This is a genomic window from Flavobacterium daejeonense DSM 17708, assembly GCF_000425425.1.
Lineage (GTDB): Bacteria > Bacteroidota > Bacteroidia > Flavobacteriales > Flavobacteriaceae > Flavobacterium > Flavobacterium daejeonense.
Window position 1 is genome coordinate 332975 of record NZ_AUDK01000002.1, and the last position, 21154, is coordinate 354128.

Here is a 21154-nt window from a genome sequence, read left to right on the forward strand (position 1 = left end):
TTGTAATGAGTCAAAAAAAAACACCTCTTTTATTGAGGTGTTTTTTGTTTCTTTATATAAGTTTCAAAGGTGTAATCATAAAGGTGTTTGTCATCTTTTGCCTGAAAATCACTGTTGATGAGTTCCCAGTCTTCTGTCTTTATTTCCGGAAAAAATGCATCGGCTTCAAAATTGTGATGAACTACGGTTAGTTCTATTTTATCGGCAAAAGGCATTGCTAAATTGTAAATTTCACCTCCGCCAATAATAAAAGCATCCTCGTTTTTTGGACATTTTTCAATGGCTTCTTCAATGCTGCTAACAACTATACAACCTTCAGCCTGATAGTTTGTTTGTCGGGTAATAATAATGTGAGTGCGGTTAGGTAATGGTTTTGGGAAGCTTTCAAAGGTTTTCCTTCCCATAATTATATGATGACGGGTGGTTAAGTTTTTAAATCTTTTAAAATCATTTGGCAGGTGCCAAACTAATTGGTTGTCTTTTCCCAGTGCTCTGTTTTCGGCAGCAGCAGCAATCATTGTAATCATTCGTGTTTATTTAGTAGGAGGTTCTTCGTTGATTTGGTTGCTTAATTCGGCTATTTTCTTTTCCTGTAGTGCAACTAAGCGGTCGATTTGTTCTCTTTCCCAATTTTTGTCCATAAAACGATCGGTGATGAAAACTTTAATAAAATGTAAAATAAATAAAAAAAGCCAGGCTGTTATGAGCCAAATGTGCCAGTGAGCATCTTGGTTGAAATTAAAAACTTTAGTAGCAATAAATAAAAATATACCGGCTAAAAACAATAAAACAAAATGAAAATAAACCCTTTTTTTTTGTTTTATACGTCTTCTGGCATACTCGTATAATTCATGTTGTTCGGATTTCATAGGTTGGTTTTTTTGTTTATAAAGATAAAATTTAATTTTGAAATCCTTATTTATGCTTAAAAAAATAATAATAAGGCTGCACTAGGTTTTTATTTATTGCAAAAAATACGAAAGTTAATTTGTTGAATTGCTTTAATTTTAACGTTTTATTAAGTTTTTGCTAAAAGTGTCTTTCGGATGTTCTTAGTTCGAATAAAATGACTTACTTTGTTTCATAAAACTAAAAATGAAACAGTTATGTCAATAAAAAAACAGTTTGTAAAATCAAAACCGGTTTGTAAAGTAACATTTTCTATTGAAGCTAAAGAAGCCGCTCAGGCTTCAGTAGTTGGAGATTTTAATAACTGGAATCCGGAAGAAGGAGCTTTAAATAAATTAAAAAATGGTACTTTTAAAGGTGTTTTTGATTTAAATAAAGATGCTGCCTACGAATTTAAATATCTGGTTGACGGAGAATATATCAACGAAAGCGAAGCGGATTCTTATAAATGGAACGAATTTGCAGGAGCAGAAAACAGCGTTTTAGAGATTTAATCTAAAACGCTTTTTTTATTTGTTTTATACGGCAACATTCCCTTTGATAGTCTCGTGTGGTTCGTAGCCTACGAGTGTAAAATCGTTATAGTCAAAATCGAAGATGTTTTTTATCTCCGGATTTAAAATCATTTTCGGTAATGGTCTTGGTTCGCGTGATAATTGCAGTTCCAATTGCTCAAAATGATTGTTGTAGATGTGTGCATCACCAAAAGTGTGAATAAATTCTCCCGGTTCTAAGTCGCACACCTGAGCAATCATCATGGTTAATAGTGCATAAGATGCAATATTGAACGGAACACCTAAAAAGATGTCGGCACTTCTTTGGTAGAGCTGACAGGAAAGTTTGCTATCGGCAACATAAAATTGGAAGAAAGCGTGGCAAGGTGGTAAAGCGGCTTTGTTATTGGCTACATTTTCTTCGAATGATTTTGTAGTATCCGGTAATACCGAAGGATTCCAAGCCGAAACCAGCATTCTGCGGCTGTTTGGATTGGTTTTTAATTCCTTGATTAAATCAGAGATTTGGTCAATTTCTTCACTGTTCCAATTGCGCCATTGGTGTCCGTAAACCGGGCCTAAGTCGCCATTTTTATCAGCCCAGGCATCCCATATTTTTACGTTGTGTTCTTTGAGGTAACCAATGTTGGTTTCGCCTTTCAAAAACCAAAGCAATTCGTAAATAATAGATTTTAAATGTAATTTTTTGGTGGTAACCATTGGAAATCCTTCGCTTAAATCAAAACGCATTTGGTAACCAAAAACACTTTTAGTTCCTGTTCCGGTACGGTCGCCTTTTTGGCAGCCGTTTTCCATTACATGTTTTACTAAATCTAGGTATTGCTTCATAACGTGTTTAATCGTTTAATTGCTTAATTGTGGAGTTTTTAATCGATTAAACGAATAAACAAATCCACGATTAAACATTATTTTATGATTCTCTTTTTGAAATTTCGTCTCTTATTTTTGCGGCTTTTTCGTAATCTTCCTGCTCCACAGCCTGAATTAATAAATCGTTTAATTCCTGAAGGCTGTATTTGATATAGGCTCTGCCGCTTTCGGCTTCGGTTGAAAAAGATTCGGGATTAGAAATAACATCGTCTACCGGTTCTTCTTTTTCAGACTCGGAAGGATTAGTTTTTAGGTAAATACCGGCTTTATCAAGAATGTTTTTATAGGTAAAAATTGGCGCATTAAAACGTAATGCTAAAGCAATGGCGTCAGAGGTTCTGGCGTCTATTATTTCTTCAATTTTATCTCTTTCACAAATAATACTTGAGTAAAAAACACCGTCAACTAATTTGTGGATAATAACCTGTTTGACCACGATGTCGAATCGTTCGGCAAAATTTTTAAATAAATCGTGAGTTAACGGACGTGGTGGTTTTATTTCTTTTTCTAAAGCAATAGCAATAGACTGAGCTTCGAAAGCACCTATTACGATAGGAAGTTTTCGTTCGCCATCTACTTCATTCAAAATCAAAGCGTAGGCTCCATTTTGTGTTTGGCTGTATGAAATTCCTTTTATGGATAATTTTACTAAGCTCATAATTGTTGAAATGAAAAGTATCTTTTTTTATTATTGGACTTTAATTTAAACTGATTTGGGTTGCAATATTAACTAAAAAATCTGCCAATAAACAAAGATACGATTATCTTATTTTATTAGGCAGAATTTTCAATTCGAAAATGCTTTTATGCGTTTTGCGCTTTAAATGCTTTTAGTTTTTCAATTAGTCTTGGAACTACATCAAAAGCATCGCCTACAATTCCGTAATCGGCAACTTTAAAGAAAGGTGCTTCCGGATCAGTGTTGATAACTACTTTTACTTTAGAAGCATTGATTCCGGCGATGTGCTGGATAGCTCCCGAAATTCCAATAGCAATGTATAAATTGGTTGCAACCGGTTTTCCTGTTTGTCCTACGTGCTCTCCGTGAGGTCTCCATCCTAAATCAGAAACGGGTTTAGAACAGGCAGTAGCAGCTCCAAGAACAGCGGCTAAATCTTCGATTAATCCCCAGTTTTCAGGTCCTTTTAATCCACGTCCTCCTGAAACCACAATGTCAGCATCGGCAATGGAAACTTTTCCGGATGTTTTTTCAACAGATTCTACTTTGATTTCGAAATCATTGTCATCAAGATTTGGGTTGAAAGCTTCTTCGGTTAATGTTGAAGCGTTTTCAAAAAGACCATAAGAGTTTTTGGCAAGTCCAATTACTTTTACATCGGTGTTGATTTCGGTAATGTTGAAAGCTTTGTTAGAAAAAGCATTTCTTTTTACCTGAAACGGCGTAGTGCTTAGAGGTAATCCCACAACGTTAGAAGCTAAACCGGCTTCTAAATTTACAGCAACCAGAGAAGAAAGATAAATACTGTCGGTGCTGGAAGAAAGGATTACTAATTTGGTGTTTTCCTGTTGCGCTGCCTGTTTGATTACATCGGCATAAGCTTTAGCATTGAAAGAGACAAGTTTGTCATTGTTTACTTTTAAAACTTTGTCAATTCCGTATTTTGCTAAATCAGCAACATTGTCATTGTTTATAGTTAAGGCGGTTACAGTTGTATCCAAAGAATCAGCTACTTTTTTTGCGTAAGAAGCAATTTCAAAAGCTACTTTTTTAAATTTTCCTTCGGCTGATTCGGCATATATTAATATAGACATATTCTTTATGTTTATTCGGTTATTTGTTTATTCGGTCTTTTGTCGCAATGAAAAACTGATTACTGCGACTGCTAACTGAATACTAAATTACTTTCGCTTCGTTGTGTAATAAGTCGATTAGCTCGTCTAAATTATCAGGAGAAATCATTTTGATTGCTGATTTTGGAGCCGGTTTTTCAAATTTTACTGCTTTGGTATTTGCAGGAGCATCAACAGCTTCTGTAATATTTAAAGGTTTTGTTCTGGCAGTCATGATTCCCCTCATGTTTGGAATACGTAAATCTTTTTCTTCAACGATTCCTTTTTGAGTACCGATAATTAATGGTAATGAAGTAGAAACAGTTTCTTTTCCTCCGTCAATTTCGCGAACGGCTTTTACATTGTTTCCGTCAACTGCAATATCAATACATGAATTTAAGAAGTTATATCCTGAAAGCGCTGCGGTCATTCCCGGAACCATTCCTCCATTATAATCTAATGATTCTTTACCGGCAATTACTAAATCGTAAGCACCGTTTTTAATTACTTCCGCTAATTGTTTGGCAACAAAAAAACCATCTGTAGGAGTTGCGTTGATACGAATAGCCTCATTGGCTCCAATGGCTAAAGCTTTTCTTAAAGTTGGTTCGGTTTCCGGACCGCCTACATTTACTACGGTTACAGTTGCGCCTTGTTGTTCTTGGAACCAAATGGCACGGGTTAGTCCGAATTCATCATTAGGATTGATAACATATTGTACACCATTGGTGTCAAATTCAGTATCGTTGTTGGTAAAATTAATTTTTGAGGTAGTATCAGGAACATGACTGATGCAAACTAGTATTTTCATGTTTGGATATTTTATATATTTCGTAGATTGAGTCACAAAATTAGAACAATATTTCGAATAATTTGTTATTAATAACTACTTAGCGGTTTTGAAAATTGTTTTTGTTTGTTTTTTAGCTGCGAAATTGAGCGATAAACAGAAGATATTCACATACGAATAATAAGATGTTAGAATTTAAAGCGGAATATTTAGCTTAATTGATGCTTAAATGGTTTAAAATATTTATTTTTGCTGCTTTGAAAATTATATACATACTATATCTAATATGAGAACGATACAATTTAGAGAGGCCATTTGCGAAGCGATGAGTGAGGAAATGCGTCGTGATGAGTCCATATATTTAATGGGTGAAGAAGTTGCAGAGTACAATGGAGCTTATAAAGCATCTAAAGGGATGCTTGCTGAATTTGGAGATAAAAGAGTTATTGATACTCCAATTGCAGAGTTAGGTTTTTCAGGTATTGCTGTAGGTTCAGCAATGAATGGTTGCAGACCAATTGTTGAATACATGACTTTCAATTTCTGTTTAGTTGGTATTGATCAAATTATAAATAATGCTGCTAAAATGCGTCAAATGACAGGTGGACAATTTAACGTGCCTATCGTTTTTCGTGGACCAACAGCTTCTGCTGGTCAGCTAGGAGCAACACACTCGCAAGCTTTAGAAAACTGGTTTGCAAATACTCCGGGGCTTAAAGTGATTGTGCCTTCAACACCTTATGATGCAAAAGGTCTTTTGAAAGCAGCTATTCGTGATAACGATCCTGTTATTTTCATGGAATCTGAGCAAATGTACGGTGACAAAGGTGAAGTTCCTGAAGGAGAATATGTAATTCCAATTGGAGTTGCGGATATCAAAAGAGAAGGGACAGATGTAACTATCGTTTCTTTTGGAAAAATTATCAAAGAAGCTTTTATTGCTGCTGATGAATTGGCTAAAGAAGGAATCTCTTGTGAGATTATCGACTTGAGAACCGTTCGTCCAATGGATCAGGAAGCTATCTTGAAATCAGTGAAGAAAACAAATCGTTTAGTAATTCTTGAAGAAGCCTGGCCAGTGGCAAGTATTTCTTCTGAGATTACGTATATCGTTCAGGAGCAGGCTTTTGATTTCTTAGATGCACCTATTCAAAGAATCACAACGGCTGATACACCAGCGCCATATTCTCCGGTATTATTGAAAGAATGGTTGCCTAATGCAGCTGATGTTGTAAAAGCGGTAAAGAAAGTAATGTATAAATAATACATCATAAATACTATGAAGGCTTCATCTTACGTTAGTTTGATGAAGCTTTTTTTTTAAATTTACTATATGAGTAAGAAGTACTTATTTTTAGCATTGGTTTTTATTTTTTCTGTTTTTACAACACTTTTTGCTCAGACTAAAGTGAGCGGAATGGTTGTGGATAAAAACAATCAGCCGGTTCCTTTTGCAAATGTTGTTTTGAAAGGTTCTAATCGGGGGGTGATGTCTAATGAAGACGGACGTTTTTATATTGAATCTCCAAATACCTATAATATTTTAGTGGTTTCTTCGGTAGGTTTTTCGGATAAGGAAATTACTTTGGAGAAAGCGGTGAATTATAATTTTAAAATTGTTTTAAAAGATGCCGAAGAACTCAAAGAAGTAGTTATTTATACCGGTAAAACTTCCAAAAAGAATAATCCGGCTTTGGAAATTCTTCGAAAAATTTGGGAAAGAAAACGTAAAAACGGCTTGTATCAGTTTGATCAATATCAAATGGAGAAGTACGAAAAAGTAGAATTCGATATGAATACTATTGATAGTGCTTTTATGAAAAGCAAACTTTTCAAAGGGATGGAATTTGTTTTTAAACATGTTGATACTTCCAGAGTTACCGGAAAAACCTATTTGCCTATTTTTATCAATGAGTCTTTAATGGATGTTTATGGAAATAATAAACTTAAAAAGGTAAAAGAGAAACTTAAGGCTAATAAAAACTCCGGATTTAGTGATAATCAGCAGATTTTATCTTTTGTAAAAGACTTGTATTCCGATTATGATATTTATAATAATCACATGACTTTTTTTGATAAAAGTTTCACGAGTCCTTTGTCAAAAACTGGAATTGATACTTATAATTATATCCTGAAGGACAGTGCTTTTATTGATAAAAAATGGTGTTACAACATTATTTTTTATCCGAGAAGAAAAAATGAGCTGACTTTTAAAGGTGATTTTTGGGTAAACGATACCACTTTTGCCATCAAAAAAATTAATATGGCAGTAACTAAAAGTGCCAATATTAACTGGGTAAAAGATATATACATCGAACAGGAATTTGAGGTGGAAAATGATTCGGTTTTCTTGTTAACCCGTGATTATATGATGTCGGATTTTGCTTTGAGAAAAAAAGATGAATCCAGAGGAGTTTATGGAAAACGTACTACTTTATATCAGAATCATAAATTCAATATCGAAAAACCGGCTTCTTTTTATAAAGAGGAAGTGAATTATATAGACAATGAAGTTTATAATAAATCGGATAAATATTGGGAAGAAAACCGTTTTGAAAATCTGAATAAAGACGAAAAAGGAATTTATAAAATGCTGGATACGTTGCAAACGGTGAAGAAATTCAAGCGTTTGTACAATCTGGTTTCGATTCTGGGTAGTGGATATATTCAGTTTGGACACTTTGATTATGGACCTGTTTTTTCCACTTTTGGATACAATCAGGTAGAGGGAATCCGAATCCGAACAGGAGGACGAACTTATTTTGGTCCAAATGATCCGTGGAGACTTCAGGGATATACTGCTTATGGTTTTGATGATAATAAATTCAAATACGGTATTTCCGGAAAATGGATGGTGGATAAGAAAAACCGAATCATTATTTCGGGAGGAAACCGTCGGGATGTAGAGCAAATCGGGGCGAGCTTAACTACAACAAATGATGTTTTAGGAAGAAGTTTTGCGTCGTCTTCATTGGTTTCAACCAGTAGTAACGGAAAATTGACAAATATTAATTTGTCGAATTTAGCAGTTGAAATCGAGCCGGTTAAAAACCTGATGTTTCAGGCAGGATTTTCGTATAGAACTTTAGAATCTGCTTCAGACACTTTTAAATTGGATTATTATACCGATTTGAATACTATGACTACCAAAAGCGATGTAAAACAATCAGAAGTGAGTTTCCAGGTCGAATTGGCGCCAAATCGAAAAATGATAGGTTTTGGTGTGGAAAGAAATGTGGTAGATAGTCCGTTTAGTCGTTTTTATATCAATTACAGTCATGGATTTAAAGGCTTGTTCAATAGCGATTTTGATTACGATAAACTGCAATTGTATTATAAGCAACCTATTATTATCGGGCCTCTCGGACGTACTAATTTGACTTTGGAATTAGGAAAAACATTTGGAACTATTCCTTTAGGCTTGATGAGTGTGATTCCGGGGAATCAGTCGTATTTTACCATTGAAAATACTTTTACAAACCTTAATTTCTATGAGTTTGTAGCAGATCAATATGCTACTTTACAATGGGAGCATAATTTTGGAGGACGTTTGTTTTCCAGAATTCCTTTTATGAGAAAGTTAAATTGGAGGGAAATCATTGGTGCCAGAGGGGTTTTTGGAACGATTTCAGATGCTAACAGAGCCATTAATGCTTCCGGCTTAATTTATCAGTCGCCTGAAAATGGATATTGGGAGTACAGTGCCGGAATTGGAAATATTTTTAAAGTCTTCCGAATCGATTTTACCTGGAGAGGGAATTATTTGAACGCTCCTGATGCACAGAAATTTTCTGTAAAAGGCTCATTTGGTTTTTATTTCTAAAACATTAAATAAAAGTTTTGTTCTTCTTTTTCAGTACAAATGTTTTGCTATAAATGAGGAATTAAATTACTTTTGTGCCCAAATAAATTCAACTTAAGATAATTAAAAAATGACTGCAGACAAAATAAACACTTTCGATGTTTTAATCGAAATTCCTAGAGGAAGTAGAAATAAATACGAATATGATTTCGGAATCAAAAGAATGCGTTTCGACAGAATGTTATTCTCTTCAATGATGTATCCTGCTGATTACGGATTTATTCCTGAAACTTTAGCTTTAGACGGAGATCCGTTAGATGTTTTGGTTTTAGTAAATGAGCCTACTTTTCCAGGTTGTGTTATGGAAGTAAAGCCTATCGGTGTTTTCCACATGGCAGATGATAAAGGACCAGATGAGAAAATTGTTTGTGTACCTGTATCTGATCCTATTTGGAATAAATTAAATGATTTATCAGATGTTAACGCACACTTATTGAAGGAAATCGAGCATTTCTTCCAAGTGTACAAAGATCTTGAAAATAAACAAGTAGATGTTGAAGGTTGGGGAGATTTGAGTGAAGCAAAAGCAATCATCAAAGAGTGTACTGATCGTTTTAACGCAATTGAAAACAAACCAGAAGGATTATTTAGTATTAAATAGTTTTTGGTTATAAATCTTATAAAAAAGCAATATTTCTCAGAAATATTGCTTTTTTTGTTTAAATTCGTTTGTATGCTGTTGATTATTAATCTTAACCAAAAACGAATTTATGAATACAATTATGATTTGGGTGCCAGTTATAATGGCCTTGATTGGACTTAGTTTTATGTTTTTAAAGAGAGCCTGGGTTTTGAAACAAGACGCCGGCGATGGTAAAATGGCTTCTATTTCGGATTATATTTACGAAGGAGCTTTGGCTTTTCTAAAAGCCGAGTATCGGTTACTTGCCGTTTTTGTTCTTTTTGCCAGTATTGTTTTAGCAGGAATTACTTTTCTACCCGGAGTTAAAACACATTTATTAATTGTAGTAGCTTTTGTTATTGGTGCTTTCTTTTCTGCTTTAGCAGGAAATATGGGGATGAAAATAGCAACAAAAACCAATGTAAGGACAACTCAGGCTGCTCGCAGCAGTTTGCCTCAGGCTTTAAAAGTTTCTTTTGGTGGGGGAACAGTAATGGGCTTAGGAGTAGCCGGATTGGCAGTTTTAGGATTGACTTCTTTTTTTATTTTCTTTTTCCATTTTTTTATGAATGGTTCCTGGACTTCTACCGAAGACATGACAGTTGTTTTAGAAACTCTGGCTGGTTTTTCATTAGGAGCAGAATCTATAGCTTTGTTTGCCAGAGTTGGAGGCGGAATTTACACCAAAGCCGCCGATGTTGGAGCAGATTTAGTTGGGAAAGTGGAAGCTGGAATTCCTGAAGATGATCCTCGAAATCCGGCAACCATTGCAGATAACGTAGGGGATAATGTAGGGGATGTTGCCGGAATGGGGGCCGATTTGTTCGGTTCTTATGTGGCTACCGTTTTGGCGGCTATGGTTCTTGGAAATTATGTTATCAAAGATATGGGAGGAAATATTCAGGATGTTTTTGGTGGAATTGGGCCTGTTTTATTGCCCATGTCCATTGCAGGTTTTGGGATTCTATTCTCGATTATTGGAACCTTATTAGTTAAGATAACTGACGATAATGCTAAAGAAGCACAGGTGCAAAAAGCATTGAATAAAGGAAATTGGGTTGCGATTGTTTTAACGGCTATTAGTTGTTTCTTTTTAGTGCAATACATGCTGCCACAAACTATGAGAATGGAATTTTTCGGAGAAGGAAGTCAGGAAATTTCATCAATGCGGGTTTTTTACGCCACTATTATCGGATTGATAGTAGGGGGAGTGATTTCTTCGGTTACCGAATATTATACAGGTTTAGGGACAAAACCGGTAATGGCTATTGTTCAAAAATCAAGTACGGGAGCGGGAACGAATGTAATTGCTGGTTTAGCAACAGGAATGGTTTCTACTTTTCCAACAGTTTTATTATTTGCAATAGCAATTTGGACTTCGTATGCTTTGGCAGGTTTTTATGGAGTAGCACTGGCCGCTTCAGCTATGATGGCTACCACAGCCATGCAATTGGCTATTGATGCTTTTGGACCAATATCTGATAATGCGGGAGGAATTGCTGAAATGAGCGAATTACCAAAAGAAGTTAGAACTCGTACCGATATTTTAGATTCCGTTGGAAACACAACTGCTGCTACAGGAAAAGGATTTGCAATAGCTTCTGCAGCATTAACTTCACTGGCTTTATTTGCGGCTTATGTAACTTTTACAGGAATCGACGGAATTAATATTTTCAAAGCGCCTGTTTTAGCGATGTTGTTTGTAGGTGGAATGATTCCGGTAGTTTTTTCAGCATTAGCAATGAATTCGGTTGGAAAAGCAGCTATGGATATGGTGTATGAAGTACGTCGTCAGTTTAAGGAAATTCCCGGAATTATGGAAGGAACAGCAAAACCGGAATATGCTAAATGTGTGGATATTTCCACTAAAGCCGCTTTGCGCGAAATGATGCTGCCGGGAGTTTTGACTATTGGTTTTCCTATAGCAATTGTACTAATTGGTAAATTAGTTTACGGAGATAACAATCAATTAATTGCAGAAATGCTTGGTGGTTATATGGCAGGAGTTACCGTTTCAGGAGTGCTTTGGGCTGTTTTTCAAAACAATGCCGGAGGTGCCTGGGACAACGCCAAAAAGTCTTTTGAAGCCGGAGTAATGATTAATGGCGAGATGACCTATAAAGGATCTGATGCACATAAAGCGGCTGTAACCGGAGACACAGTTGGAGATCCGTTTAAAGATACCTCAGGGCCTTCGATGAATATTTTGATTAAGTTAACCTGCTTGATTGGTTTGGTTATTGCACCCATCTTAGGAAGCGGAAGTGCTACCATTGAAAGTGAAGGGCACATGATGGGGATTCATATGGACGGACATTGCGATTTAAGCAAATGTGCTATGATGACTAAGGAAGAATGCGCGAAAATGTGTGATAGTTTGGGCTGTACATCAGAGCAAAAAGAAGTTTGTTTGTCTCATTATGATGTGAATGGTAGGTTTATTGGTTCGGCTTCGTCTTTAAAGAAGAATAGTTGTGTTCATAAAAAGTAAGCTGATAGCAAAAAATAAAAATGCCCCGAAATTTATAATCGGGGCATTTTTATTTTTTGTTTTTTTTGATTAAAATAGTCCGTTTAACTCAGCATTGATTCTTTCAATAATATTTCCTAAATCTTCAGGATTGTCAACAAAATTGATTTTGTCTACATCAATAATTAATAGTTTTCCTCTGCTGTAAGTTTGTATCCAGGCTTCATAGCGTTCGTTCAGGCGGCTTAAATAATCAATAGAAATTGAATTTTCATATTCGCGTCCGCGTTTATGAATTTGCCCTACTAAATTTGGAATGGAGCTTCTTAAATAAATTAATAAATCAGGTGCTTTAACCGTGGCTTCCATCAATTCAAAAAGAGAAGAGTAATTCTGGAAATCACGTGTTGCCATTAAGCCCATAGCATAAAGATTGGGTGCAAAAATATGAGCATCTTCATAAATCGTTCTGTCCTGGATGACTTTTTTTCCGCTTTCGCGAATTTGTATTACCTGACGAAAACGACTGTTCAGGAAATAGATTTGAAGGTTAAAGGACCAGCGTTCCATTTGATGGTAAAAATCATCTAAATAAGGATTGTCTACTACGTCCTCGTAATGGGGTTCCCATTTAAAATGTTTGGAGAGTAAAGCGGTTAATGTGGTTTTTCCTGAGCCTATATTTCCTGCTACTGCTATGTGCATTATGTTGTTAGCTTTTTATGATTTGTATTTAACTTAAGTTGTAAAAATAGAAAAAAAAATAGTCTTTGTCAGGAGAAATCAGATTGATTTTGAATTTTATCGCGGAGGTTTGTAAAATAAAAAAACCATTCGTTTTTGCGAATGGCTTTCTGAAATTATTGAAGAGTGATTATAAACCAAATGCAGTTTTGATTTGGTCAACGTAATCTAATTTTTCCCAAGTGAATAATTCTACGGTTACTGTTTTTTCTTCGCCACCAGGAGCAGAGAAAGTTTTAGTAACTACTTCAGGAGTACGTCCCATGTGTCCGTAAGCAGCAGTTTCGCTGTAAATAGGATTTCTTAATTTTAAACGTTGTTCGATAAAATAAGGACGCATATCAAAAATAGCAGCTACTTTTTTAGCAATTTCTCCATTAGTTAAATTTACTTTTGAAGTTCCGTAAGTCTCTATAAAAATTCCCATTGGCTCAGCTACACCAATTGCATAAGAAACCTGAACTAAGATTTCATCGGCAACACCGGCGGCTACTAAGTTTTTAGCAATATGGCGGGTTGCATAAGCAGCACTTCGGTCTACTTTACTTGGATCTTTACCAGAGAAAGCACCACCTCCGTGAGCTCCTTTTCCACCATAAGTATCCACGATAATTTTTCTTCCTGTTAAACCAGTATCACCGTGAGGTCCTCCAATTACGAATTTTCCTGTTGGATTAATGTGGTAGTTGATTTTATCGTTGAATAAATGTGCGTGTTCCGGGTTTTTAGCTATGATTCTGGGAATCAAAATTTCGATAATATCTTTTTTGATTTTAGCCAGCATAGCTGTTTCTTCATCAAAATCATCGTGCTGAGTAGAAATAACAATAGCATCGATACGTACGGGTACGTTGTCATCGCTATACTCAAGAGTTACCTGAGATTTCGCATCAGGACGTAAATACGTGATTGCTGCATTTTCGCGTCTTAAAGCTGCTAATTCTTTTAAAAGTTTGTGCGATAAATCAAGTGCCAATGGCATATAATTTTCAGTCTCGTTAGTTGCATAACCAAACATCATTCCCTGATCTCCGGCACCTTGCTCTTCAGGAATTTTTCGGTCAACTCCCTGGTTAATATCAGCTGATTGTTCGTGGATAGCTGAAAGAACACCGCAGGAATTAGCTTCAAACATGTACTCGCTTTTCGTGTATCCAATTTTTTTGATTACATCGCGGGCAATTTGTTGTACATCTAAATAAGTGTTTGATTTTACCTCACCGGCTAAAATAACCTGACCAGTAGTTACTAATGTTTCGCAAGCAACTTTTGAGTCTGCGTCAAATGCCAGGAAATTATCAATTAGTGCATCTGAAATTTGATCTGCTACTTTATCCGGATGTCCTTCGCTCACAGATTCTGACGTAAATAAATAAGCCATAATAATTTTTTTTTAAAATTAAGCGAGGAAAACAGACTGCCGAAAAAGGCTAAAGGAGGGTTTCTGCTTTAGCATTTTTTTCTACTGAAATTTTTTTCAGTACCCATAACGAAGAGCTTTCGTTATGAAGAGGTTGCAATCAGTTCAAATTTTTCCTCTTGTATTTTGTGGTGCAAAGGTATAAAACCATTTTTAAATTGTAAATTAAACTTAGCTAAAATTTTAATATTAAATTTTTGAGGCGATGCAGCTTGGTTTTCTATAAAGAATTGATGTGTGGTTTTGGGTTGTAATAGCTAAAGATTTGAATCCTTTTGATAATTTTAATTTAAAATTAAGCTAACATGACAAAAGGAGTTTGTGTGTATCTTTGAAACATCAAATCAGGAGAGTGGAATAAGGATGATTTAGTGAATTTTCCGAGCGAAAAAGCTCTTTTTTGATTTGTTTTTGCAGGCAGAGTCTTAAAATAGATATAAAAATCCATAATAAACTGTTAATTAGTTTATTTGGTTGTAAATTTTTTAAAAATGTAATTGGTGATAAAGATTTTTTTATATCTTTGTGTCACTAAAGAAAAAGAAAAAATGAATTTTATTATTTGTAAAAAATCGATGGTTAAAGCAAAGGAGGTCTGCAGGAGTGCAGTAGCTTAATTCTTTTTATTCAAATAAGATGAAATATAGCAAAAGCCTCCTAAAGAAATTTAGGAGGCTTTTTTGTTTAAAATACAAATAATAAGATTTCAAGATTACAACAGATGATTAGTATTAAGAATAACATTAAGATGAATAAGCAATTTTCGGCGGCTGTACTTTGTGTGCAAAAGCTGGTCTGTTGATATCCAAAAGATTCGTTTATAAATTTATATAAACCCTTTTGGTGCAGTATCAAAAGGGTTTTTTTATACAACACAAAAAAATAGAACAAACAAAAAATAAGTCAAATAAATTAAATTTAAACATCATGAACACAAAAAGAATGATCACAAGGGCATTAGACTTTATAAGAGAAATAAGGGCTACTAACAATGCAGAAAAAGAAAATAGGATAGAATTAACCGACAGCAGATTTGGTATTAATACAGATGCAGATTTGAAAGATCAAAAAAAAGCATCTAATTCATTAACGTTTATGATGTATTCTAAGGAAAATGAAGCACTGTTTATCTAATTGTAGTATTTTGAATATAGGGCTCAAACGCAGGTGATTTCTGAATTTTTGTGTTCAGTGATGACTTGCGTTTGTTTGATATATAGTTGCTGATTTAAAACTGGGTCGGCAAAATTTGTTTGTTTGAAAAAATAGTAGTTACTTTGTGGCTTTAAGTTCATAAACGTATTGAAATGTTATAAAGAAAGGACGAGGGATTAGACCCGATGATGCCTTAGCAACCCTTCGATTTGTCGAAGAAGGTGCTGCATTCTACCACAAAAAAATGTGGAAAGATAACAACGCAAATTCTTCTAGTTTATTGAGCTTTCTTTTTAATGTTTCCATCATCAAACCTATTTAAAGATTTGAAATTGGAAAATAATCCCATTCCTATTATCATAGAAAATTTCACTACCGAGAGTGGTGCATTTTATCCTGTTATTAATTTAAGTTACCAGATTTTTGGTCCGGAGCTTCATACGGCTCCTGTTGTTTTAGTTAATCATGCTTTAACGGGCAACGCTCAGGTTATTGGAGAGAATGGATGGTGGAATGATTTAATTGGTGAAAATAAAACGATTGATACCCATAAATATTCTATTCTGGCTTTTAATGTTCCGGGAAATGGTTTTGATGAAGTAATTATAGAAAACTATGCTGATTTTACAGCCAGAGATATTGCCCGACTTTTTGTTGAAGGAGTCAGATTTTTGAAAATTCAGCAATTGTATGCTATTATTGGTGGCTCAGTAGGTGGAGGAATTGCCTGGGAAATGATTGCTTTGGAACCTAAATTGACACTAAATCTAATTCCTATTGCAACCGACTGGAAATCGACCGATTGGTTAATTGCTAACTGTTTTTTGCAGGAACAAATTTTAAAAAATTCGTCTAATCCAATTGAAGATGCCCGTATTCATGCCATGTTGTGTTACAGAACGCCGGAATCTTTTAAATTGAAATTTGACAGAACCATTAATGAAGAATTAGCTATATTTAATATCGAAAGCTGGTTGTTACATCATGGGAAAAAGTTACAAAAACGGTTTCAGTTAGCTTCATATAAAATGATGAATCAGTTATTGAAAACCATAGATGTTACCCGAAATAGCGATTCATTTGAAGTTTTTGCTTCTAAAATTGAAGCCACAATACATATCATAGGTATAAATTCAGATTTGTTTTTTACAGCACAGGAAAATAAAGATACTTATGAAGAGTTAAAAAAGCATCATGTAAATGTTTCTTATAAAGAAATAAAGTCTGTTCACGGACATGATGCTTTTTTGATTGAGTATGAACAATTAAATAATTTACTTGCTCCTATTTTTTAGCAGCAATACAAAATATATTTGAGATGAAAATATTAAAATTTGGAGGAAAATCTTTATCGAATGGAGAAGGCATCAATAAAGTGGTTCCCATAATTACTGATAAAGTGAATCAGGGAGAGCAAATTGCTGTTGTGGTTTCGGCTCGTGGAAGTGCAACTGATGAATTAGAAGCAATTCTTGCTGTAGCGGCTAAAAATGGCGATTATAAATCGTTGCTTGAAAAATTCAAGCAGTATCAGCAGAATGATTATACCGCGGTTGATTTGTCGGAAGAATTTGCTGTTTTGGATAAATTATATGAAGGAGTAAGCTTAATAGGTGATTATAGTTCTAAAATTAAAGATCAGATTTTGTCCGTTGGCGAATTGCTTTCGGCAAAATTATTAACGGCAATTTTAGTTGAAAAAGGAATCAACGCCAAGTTTGCTGATTCCAGAATTTTTCTAAAAACCGATTCAAAATTTGGCGATGCACAGCCGTTGGAACAGGTTTCAAAGAAAAATGTAATTCAGTATTTTAAAGATAATGCGGCATTTGTAAATATTGTAACCGGTTTTATTGCTTCGAATATTAACGGAATTACAACTACTTTAGGACGTAATGGTAGTAATTATACGGCTTCTTTGTTAGCTAATTATTTGAATGCGACAGAGCTTCAGAATTATACGCACGTAGATGGTATTTATACGGCCAATCCGGATTTAGTAGCTGATGCTAAGAAAATTGATCATTTGACTTTTAATGAAGCAAATGAGTTGGCTAATTTTGGAGCGACTATTTTGCATGCTAAAACCATTATTCCTTTGTTAGAGAAAAATATTCCGTTGCGAATATTAAATACGTTCAATCACGAAAATGAAGGAACTTTAATTACGGCAACTTCAACGTCAGGCGGTATTAAAACGCTTTCTGTTTTGGAAGATTTGGCTTTGGTGAATTTAGAAGGGAGAGGGTTACTTGGAAAGACCGGAGTTGACGCCCGAATTTTTAAAGTAATGGGCGATAATAATATCAGTGTGAGTATTATTTCTCAGGGATCTTCCGAAAGAGGAATTGGTTTGGTTGTAGCCGAATCTCAGGCTACTAAAGCGATGATTGAATTAGAAAAAGAATTTGAAAATGATTTTTATTCTAAGGATGTCAACAAGATTTCGGTAACCGATGATGTTTCGGTAATTTCGATTATTGGTCAGGATTTGAGTACCTTTCATAAACCTTACACGGCTTTAATTCGAAACAAAATTATCCCGATTTTATTCAATAATACCGTTACGGGGAAAAACGTGAGTTTGGTGGTAAAAAAACACGAACTGCATAAGGCGTTAAACGTTATTCACGGTGAGATTTTCGGGGTCTCTAAAAAAATAAATATTGCTGTTTTTGGTCACGGACTAGTGGGAGGAACTTTGATTAATCAAATTTTAGAATCAGCAGTGGCTATCGAGAAAAGAAAAGACATCAAGCTGAATGTTTTTGCTATTGCCAATTCTAAAAGTGTGTTGTTTAACAAAGATGGTGTAACGCCAAATTGGACAAACGAAATTCAGACTAACGGATTCTCTTATACTATTGATGATGTTGTTGCTTACGCAAATGAGAATCATTTGGCTAATTTAATTGCTGTTGATAATACTGCCAGCGCAGCGTTTGTGGAAAATTACATTCCATTGGTTGAAAATGGTTTTGATTTGATTTCTTCTAATAAAGTAGCCAATACATTAAGTTATGGTTTTTATAAAGAATTGAGGAAAGTATTGGCTGAAAATCAAAAGAGCTATTTGTATGAAACCAATGTGGGTGCAGGATTGCCATTGATTGATACCATTAAATTGTTGCATCTTTCCGGTGAGAATATCACCAAAATCAAAGGAGTGTTTTCGGGAACGTTGAGTTATTTATTCAATAATTTTTCAGCCAAAGAGGTTCCGTTTAGTGATATTTTGAAAGAAGCAATTGATAATGGTTATACAGAGCCGGATCCACGTGAGGATTTATGCGGAAATGACGTAGGTAGAAAATTATTGATTTTAGCGCGTGAATTGGATTTGCAAAACGAATTTGATGAAGTTGCTATTCAAAACCTGATTCCAGAACATTTGCGTGAAGGGAATGTTGCAGATTTTCTAACCAAACTAAAAGAGTTTGATCCAATTTATAGTAAGATAAAAGAAGAGCAGGAACCAAATCACGTATTGCGTTATATAGGTGAATTATCAGGAGATTTACAAAACGATAAAGGAATCTTAGAAGTAAAATTAGTTTCGGTTCCTTCCGATACCGCTTTAGGAGGATTGAAAGGTTCGGATTCTTTCTTCGAAATTTACACGGAATCTTATGGAGACAGACCAATTGTAATTCAGGGAGCAGGTGCAGGATCGGCTGTAACGGCAAGAGGCGTTTTTGGAGATATTTTGAGATTGTCCGATAAAGGTTAGAATTTTAGATTAAGGATTAACGTCCCGATAACTATCGGGATTGATTTCAGATTTAAAAAAATAAAAATTCACGTTTGAAATTCGTTTCATCCGTGTATCATAAATAAATAGTATTATGAAAATAACATTAGACAGAGTAAACGAGAACTTTCATTTTCAATTAAAAAATGAAAGAGGACATATTGTAAATGTGGATGCGCGTCCGGATTTTGGAGGAAATGATATGGGACCAAGTCCGATGGAATTGGTTTTGATGGGAGTGGCAGGATGCAGCGGAATTGATATGATTTCAATTTTGAAAAAACAACGTCAGGAAATTACTTCTTTCAAAGCTGAGGTAGAAGGTGAAAGAGTTCAGGTAGGAGAAGCGAAACCTTTCAGGAATATTTATGTGGTTTTTTCTTTGGAAGGAAACATTAAAGAAGACAAAGCGGCTAAAGCGGCTCAATTGTCTTTCGAAAAATATTGCTCTGTTTCTAAAACGGTAGAACCTACTGCAACAATCCATTACAAAGTAATTTTGAACGGAGTAGAATTAGCAAAGTAATTAGAATATAAATAAAGATTAAACTGTTTTATAAAGTTTAATTAGTGAAATTAAAACAATATGAATTTGTGCTATCCTGATAGCTATCGGGAGTGCAATTTGTGTTTAAAAAATAAGAAAAAAATGGAAGAACAAGAATTTGGTTTTGAAACTCAAGCCATTCGTACACATATCGACAGAACGTCTTATCAGGAACATTCAACGCCTTTGTTTTTATCTTCAAGCTTTGTGTTTGAAGATGCTGAGGACATGAGAGCTTCGTTTACAGAGGAAAAAGTACGTAATATTTACAGCCGTTTTTCGAATCCTAATACAACGGAGTTTGTAGATAAAGTTTGTACTATGGAAGGCGCTGAGGCAGGTTATGCCTTTGCAACCGGAATGGCAGCGATTTATTCTTCTTTGGCAGCTTTGTTGAGCTCAGGAGATCATATTGTTTCAGCAGGAAGTGTTTTTGGTTCTACGCATGCGTTGTTTATGACTTATTTTCCAAAATGGAATATTACTACTTCGTATTTTGATATCAATGAGCCGGATACAATTGAAAGTTTCATTCAGCCAAATACTAAAATTTTATATGTTGAAACGCCAACGAATCCGGGTGTGGATGTGATTGATTTGGAATTGTTGGGACAGATTGCTGAAAAACACAATTTGATTTTAATTGTGGATAACTGTTTTGCAACGCCTTATATTCAACAACCAATGAAATACGGCGCACATATTGTGATTCATTCGGCAACGAAATTAATGGACGGACAAGGACGTGTTTTAGGGGGAATTGCTGTGGGTAACGCCGATTTGATTCGTCAGATTTATTTGTTTTCCAGAAATACAGGTCCTGCAATGTCACCATTTAATGCCTGGGTATTGTCGAAAAGTATAGAAACTTTAGCTTTAAGAGTAGAAAGACATTGTGAAAATGCAATGAAAGTGGCTGAGTTTTTAGAAAATCACCCTAATGTAAACAGTGTGAAATATCCTTTTTTGAAGTCGCATCCTAAATATGAAGTGGCTAAAAAACAAATGCTTTTAGGAGGAAATATTATTGCTTTTGAAATTAAAGGTGGTATTGAGGCTGGAAGAGCGTTTTTGGATAAAATAAAATTATGTTCGCTATCCGCAAATATCGGAGATGCTAAAACGATTGTAACGCATCCGGCTTCTACAACACACAGTAAATTATCAACGGAAGAAAAACTTGCGGTTGGAATTACCGAAGGTTTAGTTCGTGTTTCTGTAGGTTTAGAAACCGTAAAAGATGTCATTGCCGATTTAGAGCAGGCGCTTTCTTAGTGATTTAAGACTTCTGATTAACGTCCCGATAGATTCTGTGTTGATTTCCTAATAAAACTAAATTTTATTTTCATCGGGAAGCCTTTTCTATGTTTAATATTCTTAATTTTGTCGTCTAAGTCGGTCTTAGAGCCAGACTGTATAGCGTGTTTATGCCTTTTGTGCTAGCACGCTATTTTTTTTTTAATTCATACCCCTTGTCATATACTGTTTTGTTTTTATAAATAACATATATCAGTTCCAATAATTTTCTCTGTACAGACACGCATGCTTTCATTTTAATTCCGTGTTTTGCTACTATTCTTGCGTATTGATCTCGAAAGTTATCATTCCATTTTATCGTGCTAAGTGCCGGTAAATGTAAAGCACTTCTCAAATATCGATTTCCTTTCTTCGATATTTTCGGTTTGCCTTTTACAGACGTTCCTGACTG

General features: G+C 34.9%; 19 protein-coding genes and 1 riboswitch. Of the genes, 10 read left to right on the forward strand and 9 right to left on the reverse strand.

Going from position 1 to position 21154, the window contains the following annotated elements:
* Nucleotides 1–29: 29 nt before the first annotated feature.
* A complete protein-coding gene (locus H599_RS0103285) occupies nt 30–527 on the reverse strand; it encodes a dihydrofolate reductase (protein WP_026712812.1) in 498 nt (165 codons plus the stop codon).
* A 6-nt stretch (nt 528–533) separates the two neighbouring features.
* A complete protein-coding gene (locus H599_RS0103290; RefSeq protein WP_026712813.1) occupies nt 534–869 on the reverse strand; it encodes a 2TM domain-containing protein in 336 nt (111 codons plus the stop codon).
* 237 nt (nt 870–1106) lie between these two features.
* Here H599_RS0103290 and H599_RS0103295 point away from each other — a divergent pair, with 237 nt between their 5' ends.
* On the forward strand, nt 1107–1403 hold the full coding sequence (locus tag H599_RS0103295; RefSeq protein ID WP_026712814.1) for an isoamylase early set domain-containing protein: 297 nt from the start codon (nt 1107–1109) through the stop codon (nt 1401–1403).
* Nucleotides 1404–1427: 24 nt separating this feature from the next.
* Here the strand turns inward: H599_RS0103295 and H599_RS0103300 are convergent, their stop codons facing one another.
* The 4 genes from H599_RS0103300 to H599_RS0103315 form a co-directional block, all read right to left on the reverse strand.
* Nucleotides 1428–2252 carry a thymidylate synthase gene (locus H599_RS0103300; RefSeq protein ID WP_026712815.1) on the reverse strand — a complete coding sequence of 275 codons (825 nt, stop codon included), beginning with the start codon at nt 2250–2252 and terminating at the stop codon, nt 1428–1430.
* 82 nt (nt 2253–2334) lie between these two features.
* Nucleotides 2335–2952 (reverse strand): bifunctional nuclease family protein, encoded by a 618-nt coding sequence (locus H599_RS0103305; protein WP_026712816.1) that lies wholly within the window; start codon nt 2950–2952, stop codon nt 2335–2337.
* A gap of 146 nt (nt 2953–3098) precedes the next feature.
* Entirely contained in the window at nt 3099–4067 is a 969-nt protein-coding gene (locus H599_RS0103310; protein WP_026712817.1) for an electron transfer flavoprotein subunit alpha/FixB family protein, read from the reverse strand.
* Nucleotides 4068–4149: 82 nt separating this feature from the next.
* The gene (locus tag H599_RS0103315; RefSeq protein ID WP_026712818.1) at nt 4150–4896 is read right to left on the reverse strand and encodes an electron transfer flavoprotein subunit beta/FixA family protein; all 747 of its coding nucleotides are present in this window, start codon (nt 4894–4896) and stop codon (nt 4150–4152) included.
* Nucleotides 4897–5152: 256 nt separating this feature from the next.
* Between H599_RS0103315 and H599_RS0103320 the strand changes: the two genes are divergently transcribed.
* The 4 genes from H599_RS0103320 (at nt 5153) to H599_RS19140 (ending at nt 11850) form a co-directional block, all read left to right on the forward strand.
* A complete protein-coding gene (locus H599_RS0103320; protein ID WP_262493877.1) occupies nt 5153–6139 on the forward strand; it encodes a pyruvate dehydrogenase complex E1 component subunit beta in 987 nt (328 codons plus the stop codon).
* A gap of 69 nt (nt 6140–6208) precedes the next feature.
* Nucleotides 6209–8698, forward strand: coding sequence for a DUF5686 and carboxypeptidase-like regulatory domain-containing protein (locus H599_RS0103325; RefSeq protein ID WP_026712820.1), 2490 nt, complete (start codon nt 6209–6211; stop codon nt 8696–8698).
* A 109-nt stretch (nt 8699–8807) separates the two neighbouring features.
* Complete coding sequence (locus H599_RS0103330) at nt 8808–9338, forward strand: inorganic diphosphatase (protein ID WP_026712821.1); 531 nt, start codon at nt 8808–8810, stop codon at nt 9336–9338.
* Nucleotides 9339–9447: 109 nt separating this feature from the next.
* Nucleotides 9448–11850 (forward strand): sodium-translocating pyrophosphatase, encoded by a 2403-nt coding sequence (locus tag H599_RS19140; RefSeq protein WP_081810497.1) that lies wholly within the window; start codon nt 9448–9450, stop codon nt 11848–11850.
* Nucleotides 11851–11919: 69 nt separating this feature from the next.
* Here the strand turns inward: H599_RS19140 and H599_RS0103340 are convergent, their stop codons facing one another.
* Both H599_RS0103340 and metK read right to left on the reverse strand, forming a co-directional pair.
* Complete coding sequence (locus H599_RS0103340; RefSeq protein ID WP_026712822.1) at nt 11920–12534, reverse strand: deoxynucleoside kinase; 615 nt, start codon at nt 12532–12534, stop codon at nt 11920–11922.
* A gap of 169 nt (nt 12535–12703) precedes the next feature.
* Nucleotides 12704–13954 carry a methionine adenosyltransferase gene (metK, locus tag H599_RS0103345; protein WP_026712823.1) on the reverse strand — a complete coding sequence of 417 codons (1251 nt, stop codon included), beginning with the start codon at nt 13952–13954 and terminating at the stop codon, nt 12704–12706.
* Nucleotides 13955–14920: 966 nt separating this feature from the next.
* Between metK and H599_RS19145 the strand changes: the two genes are divergently transcribed.
* From H599_RS19145 to H599_RS0103370, 5 genes are all read left to right on the forward strand, one after another.
* The gene (locus H599_RS19145) at nt 14921–15127 is read left to right on the forward strand and encodes a hypothetical protein (protein ID WP_026712824.1); all 207 of its coding nucleotides are present in this window, start codon (nt 14921–14923) and stop codon (nt 15125–15127) included.
* Nucleotides 15128–15300: 173 nt separating this feature from the next.
* A riboswitch (SAM riboswitch) is annotated at nt 15301–15409 on the forward strand.
* Between the two features lie 71 nt (nt 15410–15480).
* Nucleotides 15481–16443 (forward strand): alpha/beta fold hydrolase, encoded by a 963-nt coding sequence (locus H599_RS0103355; protein ID WP_245600479.1) that lies wholly within the window; start codon nt 15481–15483, stop codon nt 16441–16443.
* Nucleotides 16444–16466: 23 nt separating this feature from the next.
* Nucleotides 16467–18878 (forward strand): bifunctional aspartate kinase/homoserine dehydrogenase I, encoded by a 2412-nt coding sequence (thrA, locus tag H599_RS0103360; RefSeq protein ID WP_026712826.1) that lies wholly within the window; start codon nt 16467–16469, stop codon nt 18876–18878.
* A gap of 115 nt (nt 18879–18993) precedes the next feature.
* The gene (locus H599_RS0103365) at nt 18994–19425 is read left to right on the forward strand and encodes an OsmC family protein (RefSeq protein ID WP_026712827.1); all 432 of its coding nucleotides are present in this window, start codon (nt 18994–18996) and stop codon (nt 19423–19425) included.
* A gap of 123 nt (nt 19426–19548) precedes the next feature.
* Nucleotides 19549–20721, forward strand: coding sequence for a trans-sulfuration enzyme family protein (locus tag H599_RS0103370; RefSeq protein ID WP_026712828.1), 1173 nt, complete (start codon nt 19549–19551; stop codon nt 20719–20721).
* 172 nt (nt 20722–20893) lie between these two features.
* Here H599_RS0103370 and H599_RS0103375 read toward each other — a convergent pair.
* The coding region (locus tag H599_RS0103375; protein ID WP_026712829.1) for a transposase at nt 20894–21154 on the reverse strand (261 nt) is incomplete at its 5' end.